The sequence below is a fragment of the Mycobacterium kyogaense genome, from assembly GCF_036946525.1.
Taxonomy (GTDB): Bacteria; Actinomycetota; Actinomycetes; order Mycobacteriales; family Mycobacteriaceae; genus Mycobacterium; species Mycobacterium kyogaense_A.
This window is the reverse complement of record NZ_JAQIIY010000013.1, coordinates 50,068-66,096: the sequence shown is the minus strand read 5'-3', so window position 1 is coordinate 66,096 and position 16,029 is coordinate 50,068. Positions and strand designations below refer to the sequence as shown.

Annotated in this window: 16 protein-coding genes and 2 tRNA genes; 8 read left to right on the top strand and 10 right to left on the bottom strand. The window is 67.2% G+C overall.

Annotated elements, in window-relative coordinates; genetic code table 11:
* Positions 1-1,551, bottom strand: a complete 1,551-nt coding sequence (locus PGN37_RS11905) for a carboxyl transferase domain-containing protein (protein ID WP_335331230.1) — start codon at positions 1,549-1,551, stop codon at positions 1-3.
* Positions 1,552-1,648: 97 nt separating this feature from the next.
* On the opposite strand from PGN37_RS11905, the gene PGN37_RS11900 reads away from it, so the two are divergent.
* Positions 1,649-2,260, top strand: a complete 612-nt coding sequence (locus PGN37_RS11900) for an SACE_7040 family transcriptional regulator (protein ID WP_335331229.1) — start codon at positions 1,649-1,651, stop codon at positions 2,258-2,260.
* Positions 2,261-2,272: 12 nt separating this feature from the next.
* Here the strand turns inward: PGN37_RS11900 and PGN37_RS11895 are convergent, their stop codons facing one another.
* The 3 genes from PGN37_RS11895 to PGN37_RS11885 all read right to left on the bottom strand — a co-directional run bounded on the left by PGN37_RS11895 (position 2,273) and on the right by PGN37_RS11885 (position 4,579).
* Positions 2,273-2,428 carry a DUF6131 family protein gene (locus PGN37_RS11895; RefSeq protein WP_335331228.1) on the bottom strand — a complete coding sequence of 52 codons (156 nt, stop codon included), beginning with the start codon at positions 2,426-2,428 and terminating at the stop codon, positions 2,273-2,275.
* Between the two features lie 32 nt (positions 2,429-2,460).
* Positions 2,461-2,664 (bottom strand): hypothetical protein, encoded by a 204-nt coding sequence (locus PGN37_RS11890; RefSeq protein WP_335331227.1) that lies wholly within the window; start codon positions 2,662-2,664, stop codon positions 2,461-2,463.
* 88 nt (positions 2,665-2,752) lie between these two features.
* A complete protein-coding gene (locus PGN37_RS11885) occupies positions 2,753-4,579 on the bottom strand; it encodes an alpha/beta hydrolase family protein (protein ID WP_335331323.1) in 1,827 nt (608 codons plus the stop codon).
* 123 nt (positions 4,580-4,702) lie between these two features.
* On the opposite strand from PGN37_RS11885, the gene PGN37_RS11880 reads away from it, so the two are divergent.
* The gene (locus PGN37_RS11880) at positions 4,703-5,491 is read left to right on the top strand and encodes an MmpS family transport accessory protein (RefSeq protein ID WP_335331226.1); all 789 of its coding nucleotides are present in this window, start codon (positions 4,703-4,705) and stop codon (positions 5,489-5,491) included.
* Here PGN37_RS11880 and PGN37_RS11875 read toward each other — a convergent pair.
* Positions 5,488-6,807, bottom strand: a complete 1,320-nt coding sequence (locus PGN37_RS11875; RefSeq protein WP_335331225.1) for an MFS transporter — start codon at positions 6,805-6,807, stop codon at positions 5,488-5,490. The two genes, PGN37_RS11880 and PGN37_RS11875, sit on opposite strands and share 4 nt — an antisense overlap.
* A gap of 26 nt (positions 6,808-6,833) precedes the next feature.
* Here PGN37_RS11875 and cmrA point away from each other — a divergent pair, with 26 nt between their 5' ends.
* Entirely contained in the window at positions 6,834-7,640 is an 807-nt protein-coding gene (gene cmrA / locus PGN37_RS11870; protein WP_335331224.1) for a mycolate reductase, read from the top strand.
* A gap of 26 nt (positions 7,641-7,666) precedes the next feature.
* On the opposite strand, the gene PGN37_RS11865 is transcribed toward cmrA, so the two are convergent.
* Positions 7,667-9,274, bottom strand: a complete 1,608-nt coding sequence (locus PGN37_RS11865; protein ID WP_335331223.1) for a helicase HerA-like domain-containing protein — start codon at positions 9,272-9,274, stop codon at positions 7,667-7,669.
* 42 nt (positions 9,275-9,316) lie between these two features.
* On the opposite strand from PGN37_RS11865, the gene orn reads away from it, so the two are divergent.
* The 3 genes from orn (at position 9,317) to PGN37_RS11850 (ending at position 10,458) form a co-directional block, all read left to right on the top strand.
* Entirely contained in the window at positions 9,317-9,952 is a 636-nt protein-coding gene (gene orn, locus PGN37_RS11860) for an oligoribonuclease (RefSeq protein ID WP_335331222.1), read from the top strand.
* 28 nt (positions 9,953-9,980) lie between these two features.
* Positions 9,981-10,056 (top strand) — tRNA-His (locus tag PGN37_RS11855).
* Between the two features lie 129 nt (positions 10,057-10,185).
* Positions 10,186-10,458: a hypothetical protein gene (locus PGN37_RS11850; protein ID WP_335331221.1), complete on the top strand. Its 273-nt coding sequence runs from the start codon at positions 10,186-10,188 to the stop codon at positions 10,456-10,458.
* Between the two features lie 59 nt (positions 10,459-10,517).
* On the opposite strand, the gene PGN37_RS11845 is transcribed toward PGN37_RS11850, so the two are convergent.
* Positions 10,518-11,738 (bottom strand): L,D-transpeptidase, encoded by a 1,221-nt coding sequence (locus PGN37_RS11845; protein WP_335331220.1) that lies wholly within the window; start codon positions 11,736-11,738, stop codon positions 10,518-10,520.
* 191 nt (positions 11,739-11,929) lie between these two features.
* Here PGN37_RS11845 and PGN37_RS11840 point away from each other — a divergent pair.
* Positions 11,930-12,005, top strand: a tRNA-Lys gene (locus tag PGN37_RS11840).
* Between the two features lie 54 nt (positions 12,006-12,059).
* Here the strand turns inward: PGN37_RS11840 and speB are convergent.
* The 3 genes from speB to PGN37_RS11825 are packed head-to-tail and all read right to left on the bottom strand — an operon-like array spanning position 12,060 to position 15,320.
* Positions 12,060-13,079 (bottom strand): agmatinase, encoded by a 1,020-nt coding sequence (gene speB, locus PGN37_RS11835; protein WP_335331219.1) that lies wholly within the window; start codon positions 13,077-13,079, stop codon positions 12,060-12,062.
* Between the two features lies 1 nt (position 13,080).
* The gene (locus PGN37_RS11830) at positions 13,081-13,860 is read right to left on the bottom strand and encodes an MBL fold metallo-hydrolase (RefSeq protein WP_335331218.1); all 780 of its coding nucleotides are present in this window, start codon (positions 13,858-13,860) and stop codon (positions 13,081-13,083) included.
* Positions 13,857-15,320 (bottom strand): purine-cytosine permease family protein, encoded by a 1,464-nt coding sequence (locus PGN37_RS11825; RefSeq protein ID WP_335331217.1) that lies wholly within the window; start codon positions 15,318-15,320, stop codon positions 13,857-13,859. Before PGN37_RS11825 ends, PGN37_RS11830 begins: the two co-directional genes overlap by 4 nt.
* A gap of 67 nt (positions 15,321-15,387) precedes the next feature.
* Here PGN37_RS11825 and PGN37_RS11820 point away from each other — a divergent pair, with 67 nt between their 5' ends.
* Complete coding sequence (locus tag PGN37_RS11820) at positions 15,388-16,026, top strand: TetR/AcrR family transcriptional regulator (protein WP_335331216.1); 639 nt, start codon at positions 15,388-15,390, stop codon at positions 16,024-16,026.
* The last annotated feature ends 3 nt before the right edge of the window (positions 16,027-16,029 follow it).

Genomic DNA, 16,029 nt, shown 5'->3' with positions numbered 1-16,029 from the left:
TCACATCCTGAAGACGCCGTAGGAGACCGGGTTCAGCGGCGCCTGTGCGGCGACCGAGAGTGCCAGTCCGACAACAGTTCTGGTGTCGGCAGGATCGATGACACCGTCATCCCACAGCCGCGCGGTGGAGTAATAGGGATTGCCCTGCGCCTCGTACTGGGCGCGGATCGGCGCCTTGAACGCCTCTTCTTCGTCGGCGGACATGTCCCCGCGCACGGTCGCGAGGACCGCCGCGGCCTGCTCGCCCCCCATCACCGAGATGCGGGCGTTGGGCCACATCCACAGGAAGCGAGGCGAATACGCGCGCCCGCACATCGAGTAGTTGCCGGCGCCGTAGGACCCACCGATCACGACAGTCAGCTTGGGCACTCGCGCGCACGCCACCGCGGTGACCATCTTGGCGCCGTGCTTGGCGATACCACCGGCCTCGTAGTCGCGGCCGACCATGAAGCCGGAGATGTTCTGCAGGAACAACAACGGGATGACGCGCTGGTCGCACAGTTCGATGAAGTGCGCCCCCTTGACCGCGGATTCGCCGAAGAGCACCCCGTTGTTGGCGACGATGCCGACGGGATGTCCGTGGATGTGGGCGAATCCGGTCACCAGGGTGGTGCCGTAGTTGGCTTTGAACTCGGCGAACTCGCCGCCGTCGACGATCCGGTTGATCACTTCGTGGACGTCGTACGGGACGCGGGGATCGACCGGAACGACGTCGTAGAGCTCGGTCTGGTCGGCCACCGCGTCCACGACGGGGGCGACGTCCCATGGGGTGTCGACCTTCGGCGCCAGCGTGCCGACGATGCGGCGGACGATGCGCAGCGCGTCGCGGTCGTCATGAGCCAGATGGTCGGCGACCCCGGACACCTTGGCGTGCAGGTCCCCGCCACCGAGTTCCTCCGCGGTGACGACCTCGCCGGTGGCGGCCTTCACCAGCGGTGGTCCGCCGAGGAAGATGGTGCCCTGATTGCGGACGATGACGGACTCGTCGCTCATCGCCGGCACGTACGCCCCGCCCGCGGTGCACGACCCCATGACCGCGGAGATCTGGGCAATTCCGTTGGCGCTCATGGTCGCCTGGTTGTAGAAGATGCGCCCGAAGTGGTCGCGATCGGGGAAGACCTCGTCCTGGCGCGGCAGGAACGCCCCACCGGAGTCGACCAGATACACACACGGCAGCCGGTTCTGCAGCGCGATCTCCTGGGCACGCAGATGCTTCTTCACCGTCACCGGGTAGTAGGTGCCGCCTTTGACCGTCGCATCGTTGGCCACGATCATGCATTCGCGCCCCGACACCCGGCCGATGCCGGCGATCAAGCCGGCCCCGGGGCACTCGTCGTCGTACATCCCGTCGGCCGCCAGCGCGGCGATCTCTAGGAAAGAGCTTCCGGGATCGAGCAATCCGTTCACCCGGTCGCGCGGCAGCAGCTTCCCGCGGTCCTCATGGCGGTCGCGGGCCCGTTGCGAACCGCCGAGCGCCGCGGTGGCCAGCTTCGCGCGCAATTGCTCGACCAGTTCGACATGGTCGTCACGATGTGATGTCCGCGTCGGCATCGTCGCAATCCGCCTCGAGTCGAGTTAATGATGACTAACTGGTGGTATGTTAATCACAATTAACTCGCGGTGTCCATCGGCTGGGAAGGGATGCGCCATGACCGCCACCGACGCCGCATCCCGGCGCAGCCGGGCCAAGTCTGACCGGCGCAGCCAATTGATCGCGGCGGCCGAGCATCTGATCGCTGAACACGGTTATCTCGCAGTCAGGCTGGAAGACATCGGTGCCGCCGTGGGTGTCAGCGGCCCGGCCATCTATCGACACTTCCCCAACAAGGAAGCCCTGTTGACTGAACTGCTGGTCGGGATAAGCACCCGGCTGCTGACTGGCGCGTCGACCGTGGTGGAGAAGACCCAAGACCCCGACGCGGCGCTGGCAGACCTGATCGACTTCCACCTCGATTTCGCCTTCGGCGAGGCCGACCTCATCCGCATCCAGGATCGCGATCTGAACAGCCTGCCGGCGACCGCGAAGCGTCAGGTGCGCCGGGCGCAGCGCCAGTACGTCGAAATCTGGGTCGGCGTGCTGCGGCGCCGCCGCTCGAACCTGTCCGAGAGCTCAGCCCGGGTGATGGCGCACGCGACGTTCGGCTTGCTGAACTCAACCGCCCACAGCATCAAGCCCGGGAGCACGAAAACGGCCGAAGCCACGTCGCGAACCGTCTTGCGGGCGATGACGGTCGCTGCGTTGACCTCGGCCGAATCCTAAATCCGTTGAGCGTCAATACCACGCCCGGCGGCCACCGACCGGACGGCCGATGGACCCGAGCACCCAGAACACCGCGCCGATCACCAGCAAGACCACGCCGATGTACAGCACAGTGGCGATGTTGAAGATCCAGCCCAGGATCAGCAGGACCGCGCCGAGAACGATCATGGCTCCTCCATTCCGCGACGGACTGTCAGGGATTACTGACTCGGTTCGGGCACATTGCAATCCGTGACCTTCGGATTGACACCCGCGTAGTTGAGCGGTCCGGCGACGACCGTCAGCGCGATGCTTCCGGCGGTGGCGCAATTCGCCTCACCGCCGGTGAAGTAGTCGCGTTGATAGGCGGCGAACACCCCGATCAACAACCAGACGAGCACAATGACGCCGAGAATTCCTCGCATGTCCTGCCTCCTCCGTCATCGCGCCCACTGTGGCGCGCAGTCGGGTTTACCCGGCGGACAATTTCGGTAAACGTGCCCGCACGCGACCTCAGCCGGTGAAGGCGGCGGTCAACCAGCTCGTCATGGCTTTCAGGAGTACAGCGCGGTTTTCGCGCTTGTCGATCTCGTGTCCGTCGTCGTCGAAGAGCAACAGCTCGGCATGCTTTCCCTGCGCGACCAGAACCTCGTACATCTGTTGCGACTCGCTGGGCGGCACGTTGGTGTCGTTGAGTCCGTGCACCAGAAGCAGCGGTGCCGTGATCGCGTCCGCCCGCGGCAGTGGCGAGAGCTGCTCCAGCAGAGCCTGATCGCTGACCGGATGCCCGTACTTCGGGTACGCGGCGGCGGCGATCCATTGCTCGGTGGTGCGGTACCAGTTGTTCAGGTCGCTCATCCCACAGATGCTGATACCGGCAGCGAACTCGTCGGGGTGGAAAGCCAACGCAGCCTGAGTCAGATACCCGCCGTAGGACCAGCCGCAGCACGCGACGCATCCCCGTGGTGCGTACTCGCCATCGACCAGAAAACGCACCGCATCGGCGACGTCGTCGATCGCGGCAAAGCGCCGCTCCCGATCATCGGCATGCATGAACGACCGGCCGAAGCCGCCGGACCCGCGCACGTTGGGCAGGAACACGCAGATCCCCGCGTCGAGCAGCCCCGGGAAGAACTCGTTGTAGCCCGGTCTCCCCTGCCCCTCCGGACCACCGTGGAGGAACAACATCGCCCCGATGGTCTCGACACCATCCGGCGGCCGGAACAACCAGCCCGTGAACTCCAGGCCGTCGCGAGCGGTGACCGTCTCCAGCGTCGGATCCGCCGACACCGGACCGCTGCTGGGTTCGCGGTCCACGACCTCCCACTCACGAGTACGCGGATCGACGAGCTCGACCGTGGGCGGCATCGACGGTCCTTCGACCGTCAGCGCCACCATCGACCCGCCGGCACTGATCGACAGCTCGCTGGCCACCATGCCGGGCAACGGAATCGGATCGTAGAGCGTGTAGTCGGCGTATTCGAGGATCTGTAATTCGCTGGCGCCGTGACGATTCCACAGCATCGCGACTGTGGACAGGTCGTCGCTGACGGTGAACTCGTCGAGCTCACAGCCCTGCCGCTCGGCCACCACGTGATAGGCGACGCCGTCGGCGGTGACGGTCACCTCGAGCAGTCGGGCGTGCTCGGCACCGTTCTCGCTGCGGATCAACGCGCGCACAAAACCCTCGGTGCTGTTGACGTCGTAGTCGCGGGCGGGGTGATAGAGCTTCGTCTGCTCACCCTCCGGCCCGTAGCGCAGCCGCCGCGGACTGTGATCGTCCAGGATGATCCCGGTGTCGGTCGTCGAGCCGGGATCGAAGGGCAGCAGGCCGGTCTCGGTGAGCCCCCTGAGCATGATGAGATCGCGATATCCACGCGGCCCCACCCGCACCAGCGACGCACCGCACCACGCGTCCACCAGCCGGCCGGCCGAACGCCGGTCCAGCACGATCGTCATTCCGTCGACCGGATCGATCAGACACGAGCTACCGACGCCGTCCTCGCCGGTGAGGATTGCCGCGACTCGGGTGCCGTCCCAGCTGATCAGCTCGGCAGTGCCCTCCACACCTGAGGGCCAGTGGTCGATGCGTCGAGCCGCGCGGTCATCGGGATCGGTTGTGACGACCCAGATCTGGCTGCGGGTGCCGCCTTCGGGCGCCACCTGACAGGCCAGCCAGTGACCGTCGGCCGAGTGCAGGACCCTGGTGACCGGCCCGTCGACCGGCAGTTCCACGTCGCGCGACGACGACGCCCGCCATCCCCGCAGGAACCGCTGGACCGCGCGCGGATATCCCCCGTCGTCGATCAGATGGGCGAAGGCGGTGGCGTCGGGGGACATCGACGCCCCGTAAACCCGGCGAACCTGCTGTGCCACGGTGCTCGATTCTCACACGCTCGGCCCGGGGCGGCGCTCCGGGCCACCGGGGCGCCGCCACAGGTACCCTGCAGCCATGAGGTGGGTATGACGGATTCACCCGACAGACGTCGTGACGACCCGACGCAGGCTTTCGGCGGCGGTTACCCCACCTATCCCGGTTACTCCGACCCCGCCTACGCCGGTCAGGCCCCGTACGGATCGCCCTACCAGCCGCCACCCGGTCCCCGGCCGACCGAGCAGCTGCCGCCCTACTCGTCCTACGGCTACGACCCCTACGCCACCGGCCAGTACCCGTCCGGCCCCACCGCCTCCTACGGCAGTGAGCCACCACCGCCGGAGGACCCCAAGCCGCCACGGTGGCTCTGGGTGGTCGCCGGGCTCGCCGTCCTCACGATCATCGGCCTCGTCATCGCGCTGGTGATCGTCAACAGCTCCCGCCAGCAGACCGTGATGGCGCCCGCACCGGCTGCGCCGGAACCCAGCTTCACCACGACCCGGCCCACACCGACGACGACGTCGCGACCGCCGCGCACCTCGGTGCTGCCGCTGCCCACGCAGCCGTCATCACCCATCACGACGCCGGAACAGACGACACCCTCCGGCCCCACCGACACCGTCGTCTACACGGTGTCGGGCACCGGGCGCGTCATCAACATCACCTACGTCGACACCGGCGGGCTACTGCAGACCGAGTTCAACGTGATGCTGCCGTGGACCCGCGAGGTCTCGCTGCCCGATCCCGCCGAGCGTTCGGCCAGCGTCAGCATCATCAACGTGGGCCGGGAAGTGACGTGCTCGATCACCGTCAACGGCACCCAGGTGCAGCAGCGCGACGGCGCCGGCCTGACGGTCTGTTCGGCGGGTAGGCGCTAGGCGCTGACGTGCCTGCCCGGCACCCGCACCGGGGCGAACGCGAGCAGGCCCAGCACGAGCACCACCAAAAGGCCGGCCAGCCCCGCGCGATCGCTGTCGAAGATGTCGATGAACGCGGAGAACAGCCATGGCGCGAGGAAGGTGGCGGCGCGTCCGGCGGTCGCGTAGAGCCCGAAGGTGACGCCCTCCTTGCCGTGCAACGCCATCCGCATCATCAGCGTGCGCGCCGAGGCCATCACCGGGCCGATGAACAAGCACAGCGTCAACCCGAGTATCCAGAACGCCACTGCACCGGAGAGGGCCAGCAGCGTCACCCCCACTGCGATCATGGCCACCAGCGACGTGATGATGACCCGCTTGGCACCCAACCGGTCATCGGCGTATCCGCCGATGACGGCGCCGACGGCCGCGACCACGCAGGCCGCGATCCCGAACAGCAACACGTCAGCGGAGGAGACGCCGTAGACCTGCACGCCGAGCACCGCGCCGAAGGTGAACACCCCGGTCAGGCCGTCGCGGAACAGTGCGCTGGCCCCCAGGTAGTAGATGACGTTGCGGTCGCGGCGCCACTCCTCGCGGAGCTCCCGCCAGATGCGGCGATACGCACCGATGAACCCCACCCGGGCCGGCAACACGCCCGCACCCGCAGGTCCACGCAGCAGCAGCGGCAGCGCGAACAGCGCGAACCAGGCGGCCACCAGGAACATCGCCGCGCGCACGTTCTGCCCGTCGGCGCTGGGTAACCCCAGCAGTCCACGGGTGTCGCCGCTGCCGGACACGAAGCCGACGTACACGATGATCAACACCAGCACACTGCCGAGATAGCCTGCGCCCAAACCCATTCCGGATACCCGGCCCGCGGTCTGCGGGGTGGACAGATCACGCAACATGGCGTTGTAGGGCACCGTGGACAGCTCACTGAGCGCCGCGGTGGCGGCGAGCATCACCAGCCCCGGCAGCAGGAAGCCGTGATCGTCGCGGATCAGGCTCATCGACGCGACGAGCACGACCATCAGGCCGGTGAGCAGCGCCAAGGCTCGGCGCCGACGCCCGGGCGCGTCCACCCACACCCCGGTGACCGGCGCGAACACCGCCACCACCAACCCGGCCACCGCCAGCGCGCGGCCCAGCCAACTCGTCGGGCTCGCGTCGCCGGGGAGGTCGTCGCCCACCGCATTGGTCAGGTACACCGAGAACACGAAGGTCACGACGATCGCGTTGACCGGGGTGGCGCCGAAATCCCACAGCACCCATGCCGCGACGCGGGATCGCACCGGACCGGCAGCAGGAGCCTGGACCGGAGGCGACTCGCTCATGGACGCCCACGATATAGTCAGCGCCCATGCCCGTTCCCGGTCCCAGTGCCCAGGCGCGCGCGGTCGTCACCGGCGCGTCCCAGAACATCGGCGAAGCGCTGGCTGTCGAGCTCGCGGCCCGCGGCCATCACCTGATCATCACCGCTCGGCGCGGCGAGGTGCTCGAAGCGCTCGCAGAACGCCTCCGCACGCAGTACGGCGTCACGGTCGAGGTCCGCGCGGTCGACCTGGCCGACCCGGCTGCCCGCGCCGAACTCTGCACCGAGCTGGCCGAGCGGGAGATCTCGATTCTCTGCGCGAACGCCGGGACAGCGACGTTCGGGCCGGTGGTGACGCTGGACCCGGCCGACGAACGCAAGCAGGTTCAGCTCAACGTGCTCGGGGTGCACGACCTGGTGCTCGCAGTGCTGCCCGGCATGGTGGCGCGCCGCGCCGGCGGCATCCTCATCTCCGGTTCGGCGGCGGGCAACTCCCCCATCCCGAACAACGCCACCTACGCCGCGACGAAGGCGTTCGCCAACACGTTCAGTGAGTCGCTGCGCGGCGAGGTGAAATCGGCCGGCGTGCACGTCACCGTGTTGGCGCCCGGGCCGGTGCGCACCGAACTGCCCGACCCGGACGAGCAGTCCCTGGTCGAGCGACTGATCCCCGACTTTCTGTGGATCGACACCGAGTACACCGCGAAGGTGTCGCTGGACGGGCTGGACCGCAACAAGATGCGCGTCGTCCCCGGCATCACGTCCAAGGCGATGTCGGCGGCCAGCGGCTACGCGCCGCGGGCGATCGTCGCGCCGATCGTGGGCGCGGTGTACAAGAAGCTCGGCGGCGACTAGCGCCTGACTAGCGGCGCCGTGTCTGACTAACGACGCCGCCGGCGACCGGTACCGAAGATGCTGCGGGTGATCTCGCGGCCGATCACGGTGCCCGCCGAGCGCATTGCGCTCTTGAACGCTGGACTGTCCATCACGGTGTCGAGGAAGCCCGGTTCTCGCGGCTGCACCGGCTCGGGCATCGGCGGCAGATCGTACGGCGACGGTAGATCGTACGGCGACGGCAGCGGAACCTGTTGCGGCTCAGGCAGTTTCGCCTGCGGCACTTCCGCGGGCGGGGCCAGCTTGGCGGCAAGGCGCTCGTAGGCCGATTCCCGGTCGACGGTCTGCCCGTACTCCGCCTGCAGCGGGCTCGCCGCCGCGGCAGCTCTGATCGCGTCGGGTCCGATCGTGTCCATCAGCGAGCGCGGTGCCCGCACCCGCGTCCAGGCCACCGGTGTCGGCACGCCGTTCTCCGACAGCACCGTCACGATGGCCTCCCCGATGCCCATCGACGTCAGCGCGGACTGCAGGTCGTAGACGTCGGTCTTGGGGTAGGTACGCACCGTCTTGTTCAGCGCCTTCTCGTCGTCCGGGGTGAACGCGCGCAGCGCGTGCTGGATGCGGGCGCCGAGCTGGCTCAGCACATCCTTGGGCACGTCCGTGGGCTGCTGGGTGCAGAAGAAGACGCCGACGCCTTTGGACCGGATGAGCTTGACGGTCTGCTCGACCTGCGCGAGGAACGCCTTGGACGCGTCGGTGAACAGCAGATGGGCCTCGTCGAAGACGAATACCAGCTTGGGTTTGTCGACGTCGCCGACCTCGGGCAGCGTGGTGAACAGGTCGGCCAGCACCCACATCAGGAACGTCGAGAACATCACCGGCCGGGTGGCCTGAGCACCGAGCTCCAGCAGCGAGATCACGCCGCGCCCGGAGGCGTCGACGCGCAACAGGTCGGCCGGCTCGAGCTCGGGTTCGCCGAAGAACGTGTCGGCACCGTCGGCCTCCAGATTGACCAGGGCGCGCAGGATCACTCCCGCGGTGGTCGTGGAGACCGCCCCGAGCGCCTTCAGCTCGGGTTTGCCCTGCTCGCTCGTCAGGAACTGGATCACCGACCGCAGATCCTTGGTGTCCAGCAGCGGCAGCCCCTGCTGATCGGCCCAGTGGAAGATCAGCCCGAGCGTCGACTCCTGAGTTTGATTGAGGCCCAACACCTTCGACAGCAGGATCGGCCCGAAGCTGCTGATGGTCGCACGCACCGGCACACCGGAGCCGGTGGTGCCCAACGAGAGGAACTCCACGGGGAAGGACGCCGGCGTCCACGCATCGCCGGTGTCGGCGGCCCGCTGGGTGATCTTGTCGCCCGCGGTACCCGGCCGTGACAACCCGGACAGGTCGCCTTTCACGTCGGCCATCAGGACCGGCACGCCGGCCGCCGACAACTGCTCGGCGAGCATCTGCAACGTCTTGGTCTTGCCGGTGCCCGTCGCCCCGGCGACCAGCCCGTGCCGGTTGACCGTCGCCAACGGGATGCGCACGAGGGCGGTGGGATCACTGACACCGTCGACGACGACCGACCCGAGTTCGAGTGCGGGACCATCGCCCGCGTAGCCCGCCGCGATCTGCCGCGCCGCATTGCTTGACGACTCCGTCACCATGCGTCGCACCTTAGTGTGGCCGAGGAATTAGTGTGGGTCGCTGTGCGTGACGAACTGGTGTGGATCGACTGCGAGATGACCGGGCTCGACTTGAGGTCCGATCGCCTCATCGAGATCGCGGTCCTGGTGACCGACTCCGAGCTCAACATCCTCGGCGACGGTATCGACGTGGTGATCCACGCCGAAGAGGATGCGCTGACCTCGATGGTCGACGTCGTCACCCAGATGCACACGAAGTCGGGGTTGATCGACGAGGTGCGGGCGTCGACGATCGACCTCGCCACCGCCGAGACAATGGCGCTGGACTACATCCGCGAGCACGTCAAGCAGGCCAAGACGGCGCCGCTGTGCGGCAACTCGATCGGCACCGATCGCGGTTTCCTGGCCCGCGACATGCCCAAGCTCGACGACTACCTGCACTACCGGATGATCGACGTCAGCTCGATCAAGGAGTTGTGCCGACGCTGGTATCCCCGCATCTACTTCGGCCAGCCGGAGAAGGGGCTGGCACACCGCGCGCTGGCCGACATCCACGAGTCGATCCGAGAGCTGAAGTACTACCGGCAGACCGCGTTCGTCCCGCAGCCCGGCCCCGCGACCAGCGAGATCGCGGCGGTTGCCGCTCAACTGGGGCCGACATCGGCAACTGATTCGGCTGACGGGGGTTCCACCGGCTAGTATCGACGACGCCGTGCAAGCGGCAATGGTGGCTGTAGTTCAGTTGGTAGAGCACCAGGTTGTGATCCTGGCTGTCGCGGGTTCGAGTCCCGTCAGCCACCCCACCGGTCAGGGGCCCCTCGTGGGCCCCTGACTTGTTTTTCAGGCCGGTTCTTGGGATCGGTAGCGCTCTCGCCCCTTTTGACTGTGTCTCGACCGCAACCGCGGAACACACCGTCGAGAGGACAGACCCCGTGAAGCTCCCCGCCGCACTCGCGACCCACGTCAACCGCGTCGACCGTCAGCGTGCCCTGATGATCGGCATCAGCACCGGTCTGGTGGCCTTCTGGTCGGCCTACCGCGTCTTCTGGGCCCTCTATCTGACCGTGAGCTACGACTTCCTGTTCGGATCGCTGGTCTTCCAGATCGCATTGTGGGGAGTCATCGGCGTCGCCGCCGGCATCACGTCAGCGGCGTTCATCCTTCGCTACACCAACTACCCGGAGACGAAGCAGCCCCACGAGTAGGCCCGGCCCGACGTCGACCTGACACGGCCCCGCCGGCGCGGCCGGCGGGGCGATCGGCGTCAAATGTTGGCGTTACCGGCCTTCCACTGCGACCACGGGATGTTCCAGTCCCCGAGGCCGTCGGTCCCCGGCAGGGGCGACCCCACGGTGTTGACGATCTCGACGATGTCGCCGCGCTTGGCGTTGTCGTAGAACCACTTGCCGTTGCTCGTGCTCACGTTGATGCAGCCGTGGCTGACATTGCTATAGCCCTGGCTGCCCACCGACCACGGAGCGGCGTGCACGTAGATGCCGCTGTAGGAGATCTGGGTGGCCCAATCCACCTCGGTGCGATAGCCGTTCGGCGACTCGACCGCGACACCGTAGGTCGACGAGTCCATCACCATGTGCGAGCGACGGTCTCCGACGATGTAGGTGCCGTTGTTCGTCGGCGTGCTGTTCTTGCCCATCGACACCGGCATCGACTTGATGACTTCGCCGTTGCGCTTCACCGTCAACGTCTTGGTGTTGTCGTCGACGGTCGTGACGACCTGGTCGCCGATCGTGAAGGAGGTCGAGACGTTCTCCTGACCGAAGAGTCCGTCGCCGAGATCGACACCGTAGGTGTTGACCGCGACGTCGACCTTGGTGCCCGGCTTCCAGTACTCAGCCGGGCGCCAGCGCACCTCGCGATTGCTCAGCCAGTAGAAGGCGCCCTCGACTTCGGGCGTCGTCTTCACCGTGATGGCCTGCTGTGCCGCAAGGCGATTGGGGATGTTCTCGTCGAACCGGACGGCGATGGGCTGCCCCACTCCGACAACTTCGCCCTCGTTGGGCAGCACGTACGGCATCGTCAGGTTCTCGGGCGAATGCGTCTCGAACGACATCTGCCGTTTGGCCACCCCGCCGAGGCCGAGTGACTCCGCAGTGAGCGTGTAGCGCTTGTTGTAGCCCAGCGGTTCGGCGGTCTCCCACGTCAGACCGTCCTCGGACAACTGACCCTGCACGGGCTTGCCGTTCTCGTTGACCATCGACACGGCGCCCAGGACGCCGAACTCCGCACTCACCGTCACCGGCGAATCCACGCTCACGCCGACCGCGCCGTCCTTGACAGAGGACGTCAGCTTGGGCACCAGCAGGTCGCCGAACGGGGTGCCCTTCTCGTTGATGACCGCAGGTGCGGCGGTGTCGGCGCCGCTCCCGCATGCTGTCATCACCAGCGTCATCGCGGGAACCAGCACGAAGGCGGCCAGCCAGGCCCGCCCGCGCCGCGCACGCGTCGCCGTGTTGCCCTGCGCCATACTTGCTCCACCTCTTCTACAGGCTCTTGACAGGAATACTGACAGCGGATTCCCAGAATTGTTGACGCCGATTCTACGGTGCGTTTCGAGTGCGCACGTGAACGCGGCGTTGCGATCGAGAAGCGCCCGTGACGAGCGGATTCTTCGACGATTTCCGTCCGGCGGCGCGGGCCTGTTATTGTCTCCCACGCGCGCCGTTAGCTCAGTTGGTAGAGCAGCTGACTCTTAATCAGCGGGTCCGGGGTTCGAAACCCTGACGGCGCACCACCAAAAAAGCCCCGCCGAGGCGGGGCTTTTTCGTTGTCACGGGACGCGCGGCGACTATTCGCCGCGGCCGGCCAGGAGCGGCAGCGCCGGGTCCCAGACGCTGCCGTCGCGCTGGTCGCGACGCCGTCGCGCCATCCCGGAAAGCACCTCCAGGACAATCCGATTGCCCAGGAACGAGGTGATGTCTGCGACGTCGTAGGGTGGCGCCACCTCGACGACGTCCACGCCCACGACCGGCAGTTCGTAGGCAATGCGCCGGACGGCATCCAACAGTTGCCGAGACGTGAGGCCGCCCGGTTCGGGAGTACCGGTCCCCGGCGCGTGGCCAGGGTCGCACACGTCGACGTCGACGGACAGGAACACGCCCTCGCATTCGTCCGTGGCGATCCCGAAGGCTTCGGTCAGGCACGTCTCGAAACCGCGATGAACGATCTCGGTCATCTCGTAGCACCGCATCTTCTGCTGCGCCATCCATTCCAGCGTGTCAGGCCCCGGCCAGTAGCCGCGTAACCCCATCTGCAGGAAGCGATCTCCGCGCACCGCACCGGACTCGATGAGGCGGCGCATCGGCTGGCCGTGTCCGATGAGTGATCCGAACTCGATGTCGCCGGTATCGGCGTGGGCGTCGAAGTGGATCATCGACACCCGACCCTTGCCGACGTGTTCGGCGACGCCGCCCGCGTCCGGCCAGGCAATGGTGTGGTCGCCGCCGAGGATGACGGGTATCGCGCCGTTGGCGGTGACGGTGTACACGGCCCTCTGCAGATCGGCGACCGACCTCGCCGCGTCACCGGAGAACATCTCGACGTCGCCCGCGTCGTACACGGTCACGTCCTTGAGGGCGTCGACCCTCATCGCCAGCGACGGCCGGGATCCGTCGTGGGGGTTGTAGTCGGTCTGCCGCATGAACTGCGGTCCGAAGCGGGTGCCGGCGCGGTGAGACGTGCCACCGTCGAAGGGCGCGCCGATGATGACGACGTCGGCGTCGGCGTACGTCGCGGGTTCGTCCCACGTGCACCGCGGCACTCCCAGGAAGGTGATGTCGGGTCCGAATTGTGTTCCGTAGCGGGCCATGTCAGATTCTCGTGCTTTCCGGTGTAGGGGTACTCAGGTAGGCGTCGATCAGGACGTGCAGGCGGTCGCCGTCGAAGCTGGGCTCGTGCCCGGCGTGGACTGTCGCCACGTCCAGCTGCGCGAGCCTGCGCATCGACTCGCGGTAGTGGGCGCGGTCGCTACCGACGAGGTCGTCGAGCAGCTCGGCGTCGTAGACGACGTCGCCGGAGAACAACGTGCGGGTGTCGGGGTCGTAGAGGGCGATGCTGCCGGGACTGTGGCCCGGCAGGTGCAGTACCTCCAGCCGGCGGTCCCCGAGGTCGACGACGTCGCCGTCGCGGAGATCAGCGGTGGTCGGCGCGGGCCTCGTCTGATACGTCGACATGTCGTAGTCGTCGCTGGGCACAGCGTTGAGCTGCCACCCGGACATCCCGTCGGTGCCCGGGTCCACACCCAGCGCCGCGCACAGGTCGGGCCCGAAAAGGCTGACGTGGGCGGGACGACCGGGGTTCTCGGCGGGATGGGCCCACCTCTGACGAAACTCGTGAGCCCCGCCCATGTGGTCGGGGTGCGAGTGTGTCAGTACCGCCACAGGCTCACGCCCGCCGAACGTTTCAGCCAGGGCATCCCGTAGCGAACACACCCCGAGGCCGGTGTCGATCACCACGTCGCGACGTCGACCGCGCACGTACCAGGTGTTGGCGCGCAGCATCGGCTCCACCCCGGGTTCCTCGATGAGGGTGACACCCGCACCGCAGTCGGTGACGACGAACCAGCTCGCAGAGACCGGCAGTGGCCTCATGCGGTCACATCGCGGCGCACGATGTGGCCGGGGTAGAGCAGTCGCGTCATCGCGACGTAGACGGCGACGGCGACCAGAGGCCCCACGACGGCGGACAGATCGGCCCCGTCGAGCGCGGCTGAAATCGGGCCCTGGTACGGCGTGGTGTTGACACACAATGCGGCGGCGAATGCTCCGGCGCCGATCGCCGAGAATCCCGCGATGTTCCACCCTCGACTGAACCAGAACGGGCCCGCCGGCGTCACGTCGTTCAATTCCCCTCCGTCGTAACGGTTTCGGCGAAGGAGAACATCGGCGGAGTACACCGCGATAGCCGGTCCGAGCAGGACGACGGTCAGTTCGAGGGTGGTGCTCAACGCGTCGGTGAAGTTCGCAACGAACAGCGCGTACAGCGCCAGTGTCACACCGAGAAGACCGTCGATCAGCACCGTGACCGCGCGGCGCAGCGGAACCCCGATGGCCTGAAGGCACAGCCCCGAGCTGTACATGGTGAGGATGTTGTTGGTCATGCAACCGAGAACCACGAACAGCAGGAAGGCAGCGTAGGCCCACGACGGCAGGATCTGCGCGAGCGCGGTCTGCGGGTCGGTCATGTCGATCACGGTGCCCGCGAGCACACCCACGGCACCCAACAACACCGCCGGCACGAACCCGCCGAGTGCGGTCCAGGCCGCGACCTGCAGTCGGGAGGTGTCCGCGGGCAGATATCGGGCGTAGTCGGCGCTGATGCCCCAGGACAGCGGCGCCGCCGCGATGACGGTCACGCCCGCGGTCATCGTCGCCACTACGGCCCAACCGGCGGGCGCGGACTCGACAGGTGGAACATAGCCCCAGTCCGCGTGGTTCAGCACGCAAGCTCCGAGCATCACCATCACGACCGTCAGCGCGACAGTGAAGAGGCCGCTCATCCGCACGATGGTCGCGTGGCCGTAGACGCTGATCGTCACCGTGACCGCGGCCGTGACGGCGACGATGACGATCTGGACCGGCGGGTTGGCCGAGAATCCCAGTTGATCGGCCAGCGCGAAGCCCGCCAGAGCGCCGAGTGCGAGATTGACCGCCTCGTAGGCGATGAAGATCGGCCAGTTGAGAAGCGCCATGTTCAGCCGATTCCCGACGACGCCGAACATGCTGCGGTTGATGACGCCGCTGGGACTTCCCGACACCGGGCCGGTGATGGCGAGCAACCCGATCGCCGCCCAGAACAGATTGCCGACCACGACGACCGCGAGCGCCTGCCACAACGAGAGGCCGAAGAGGATGAGGAGTCCGCCGAGTACGACGTAGAGGAAGTTGACGTTGGCCGACGCCCACACGAGGAAAAGCCCGCGAGGATGCCCGTGTCGTTCATTCGGCGGGATGTAGTCGATCCCACGAGCCTCGATCCGGCCGAACTCGTCGGCAGCAGCGGTGGAGACCGTCGAGGAGCTCGACTCGATGTCAGGGGTGATCACACGCATCCTCGACTCTCTTATTGGGCACATGCCCAATTTGGCTGTTGGGCAGTAACCCAATACCATCTCTGGCGTGCCGTCAAGTGGAGCCGAGGTCAAACCCCGGCGGACGCGGAAGACTCCCGAGGCCCGCCGCGCCGAGATCGTGGCGCACGCGACGGCACTCGCGTTGTCCGACGGGCTGGAATCGATCACGTTGAGATCCATCGCGGACGCGCTCGGCATCACCGGCGGCCTGATCGGTTACTACTTTCCGTCCGTCGACGAGTTGCTCGCTGAGGTGTTCGTCGGCATCGCAGAAGCCGAACTCGAGGCGACCTTCGGTCCCGTCGACCAGCAGACATCCCCGGTTGCCGCGATCCGAGTGCTCCTCGCGACCCTCGCATCGGAGGAACAAGAGCGCCTCAGCGCGCTGTGGATCGATGCCTGGCACGCCGGACGTCGCCGGCCCGCGGTGCGCGCCGAAGTCGCGCGCCTGATGCAGGCCTGGCTCGATCGCACCTCGGCGATCATCGAAAGCGGCCTGGCTGCAGGGGTTTTCCACACCGACGACGCCAACGCCGCCGCGATGCGCATCCTCGCCGTCTACGACGGCTTGTCGATCGGCTCCGTCATGCGCGGAGCACTGGACTACTCGGCGGTCAAGAGCCTGCTCGTCACCGTCACCGCCGCGGAACTGAGCCTACCGATCCGCGACATCGCACCTGATTGACAT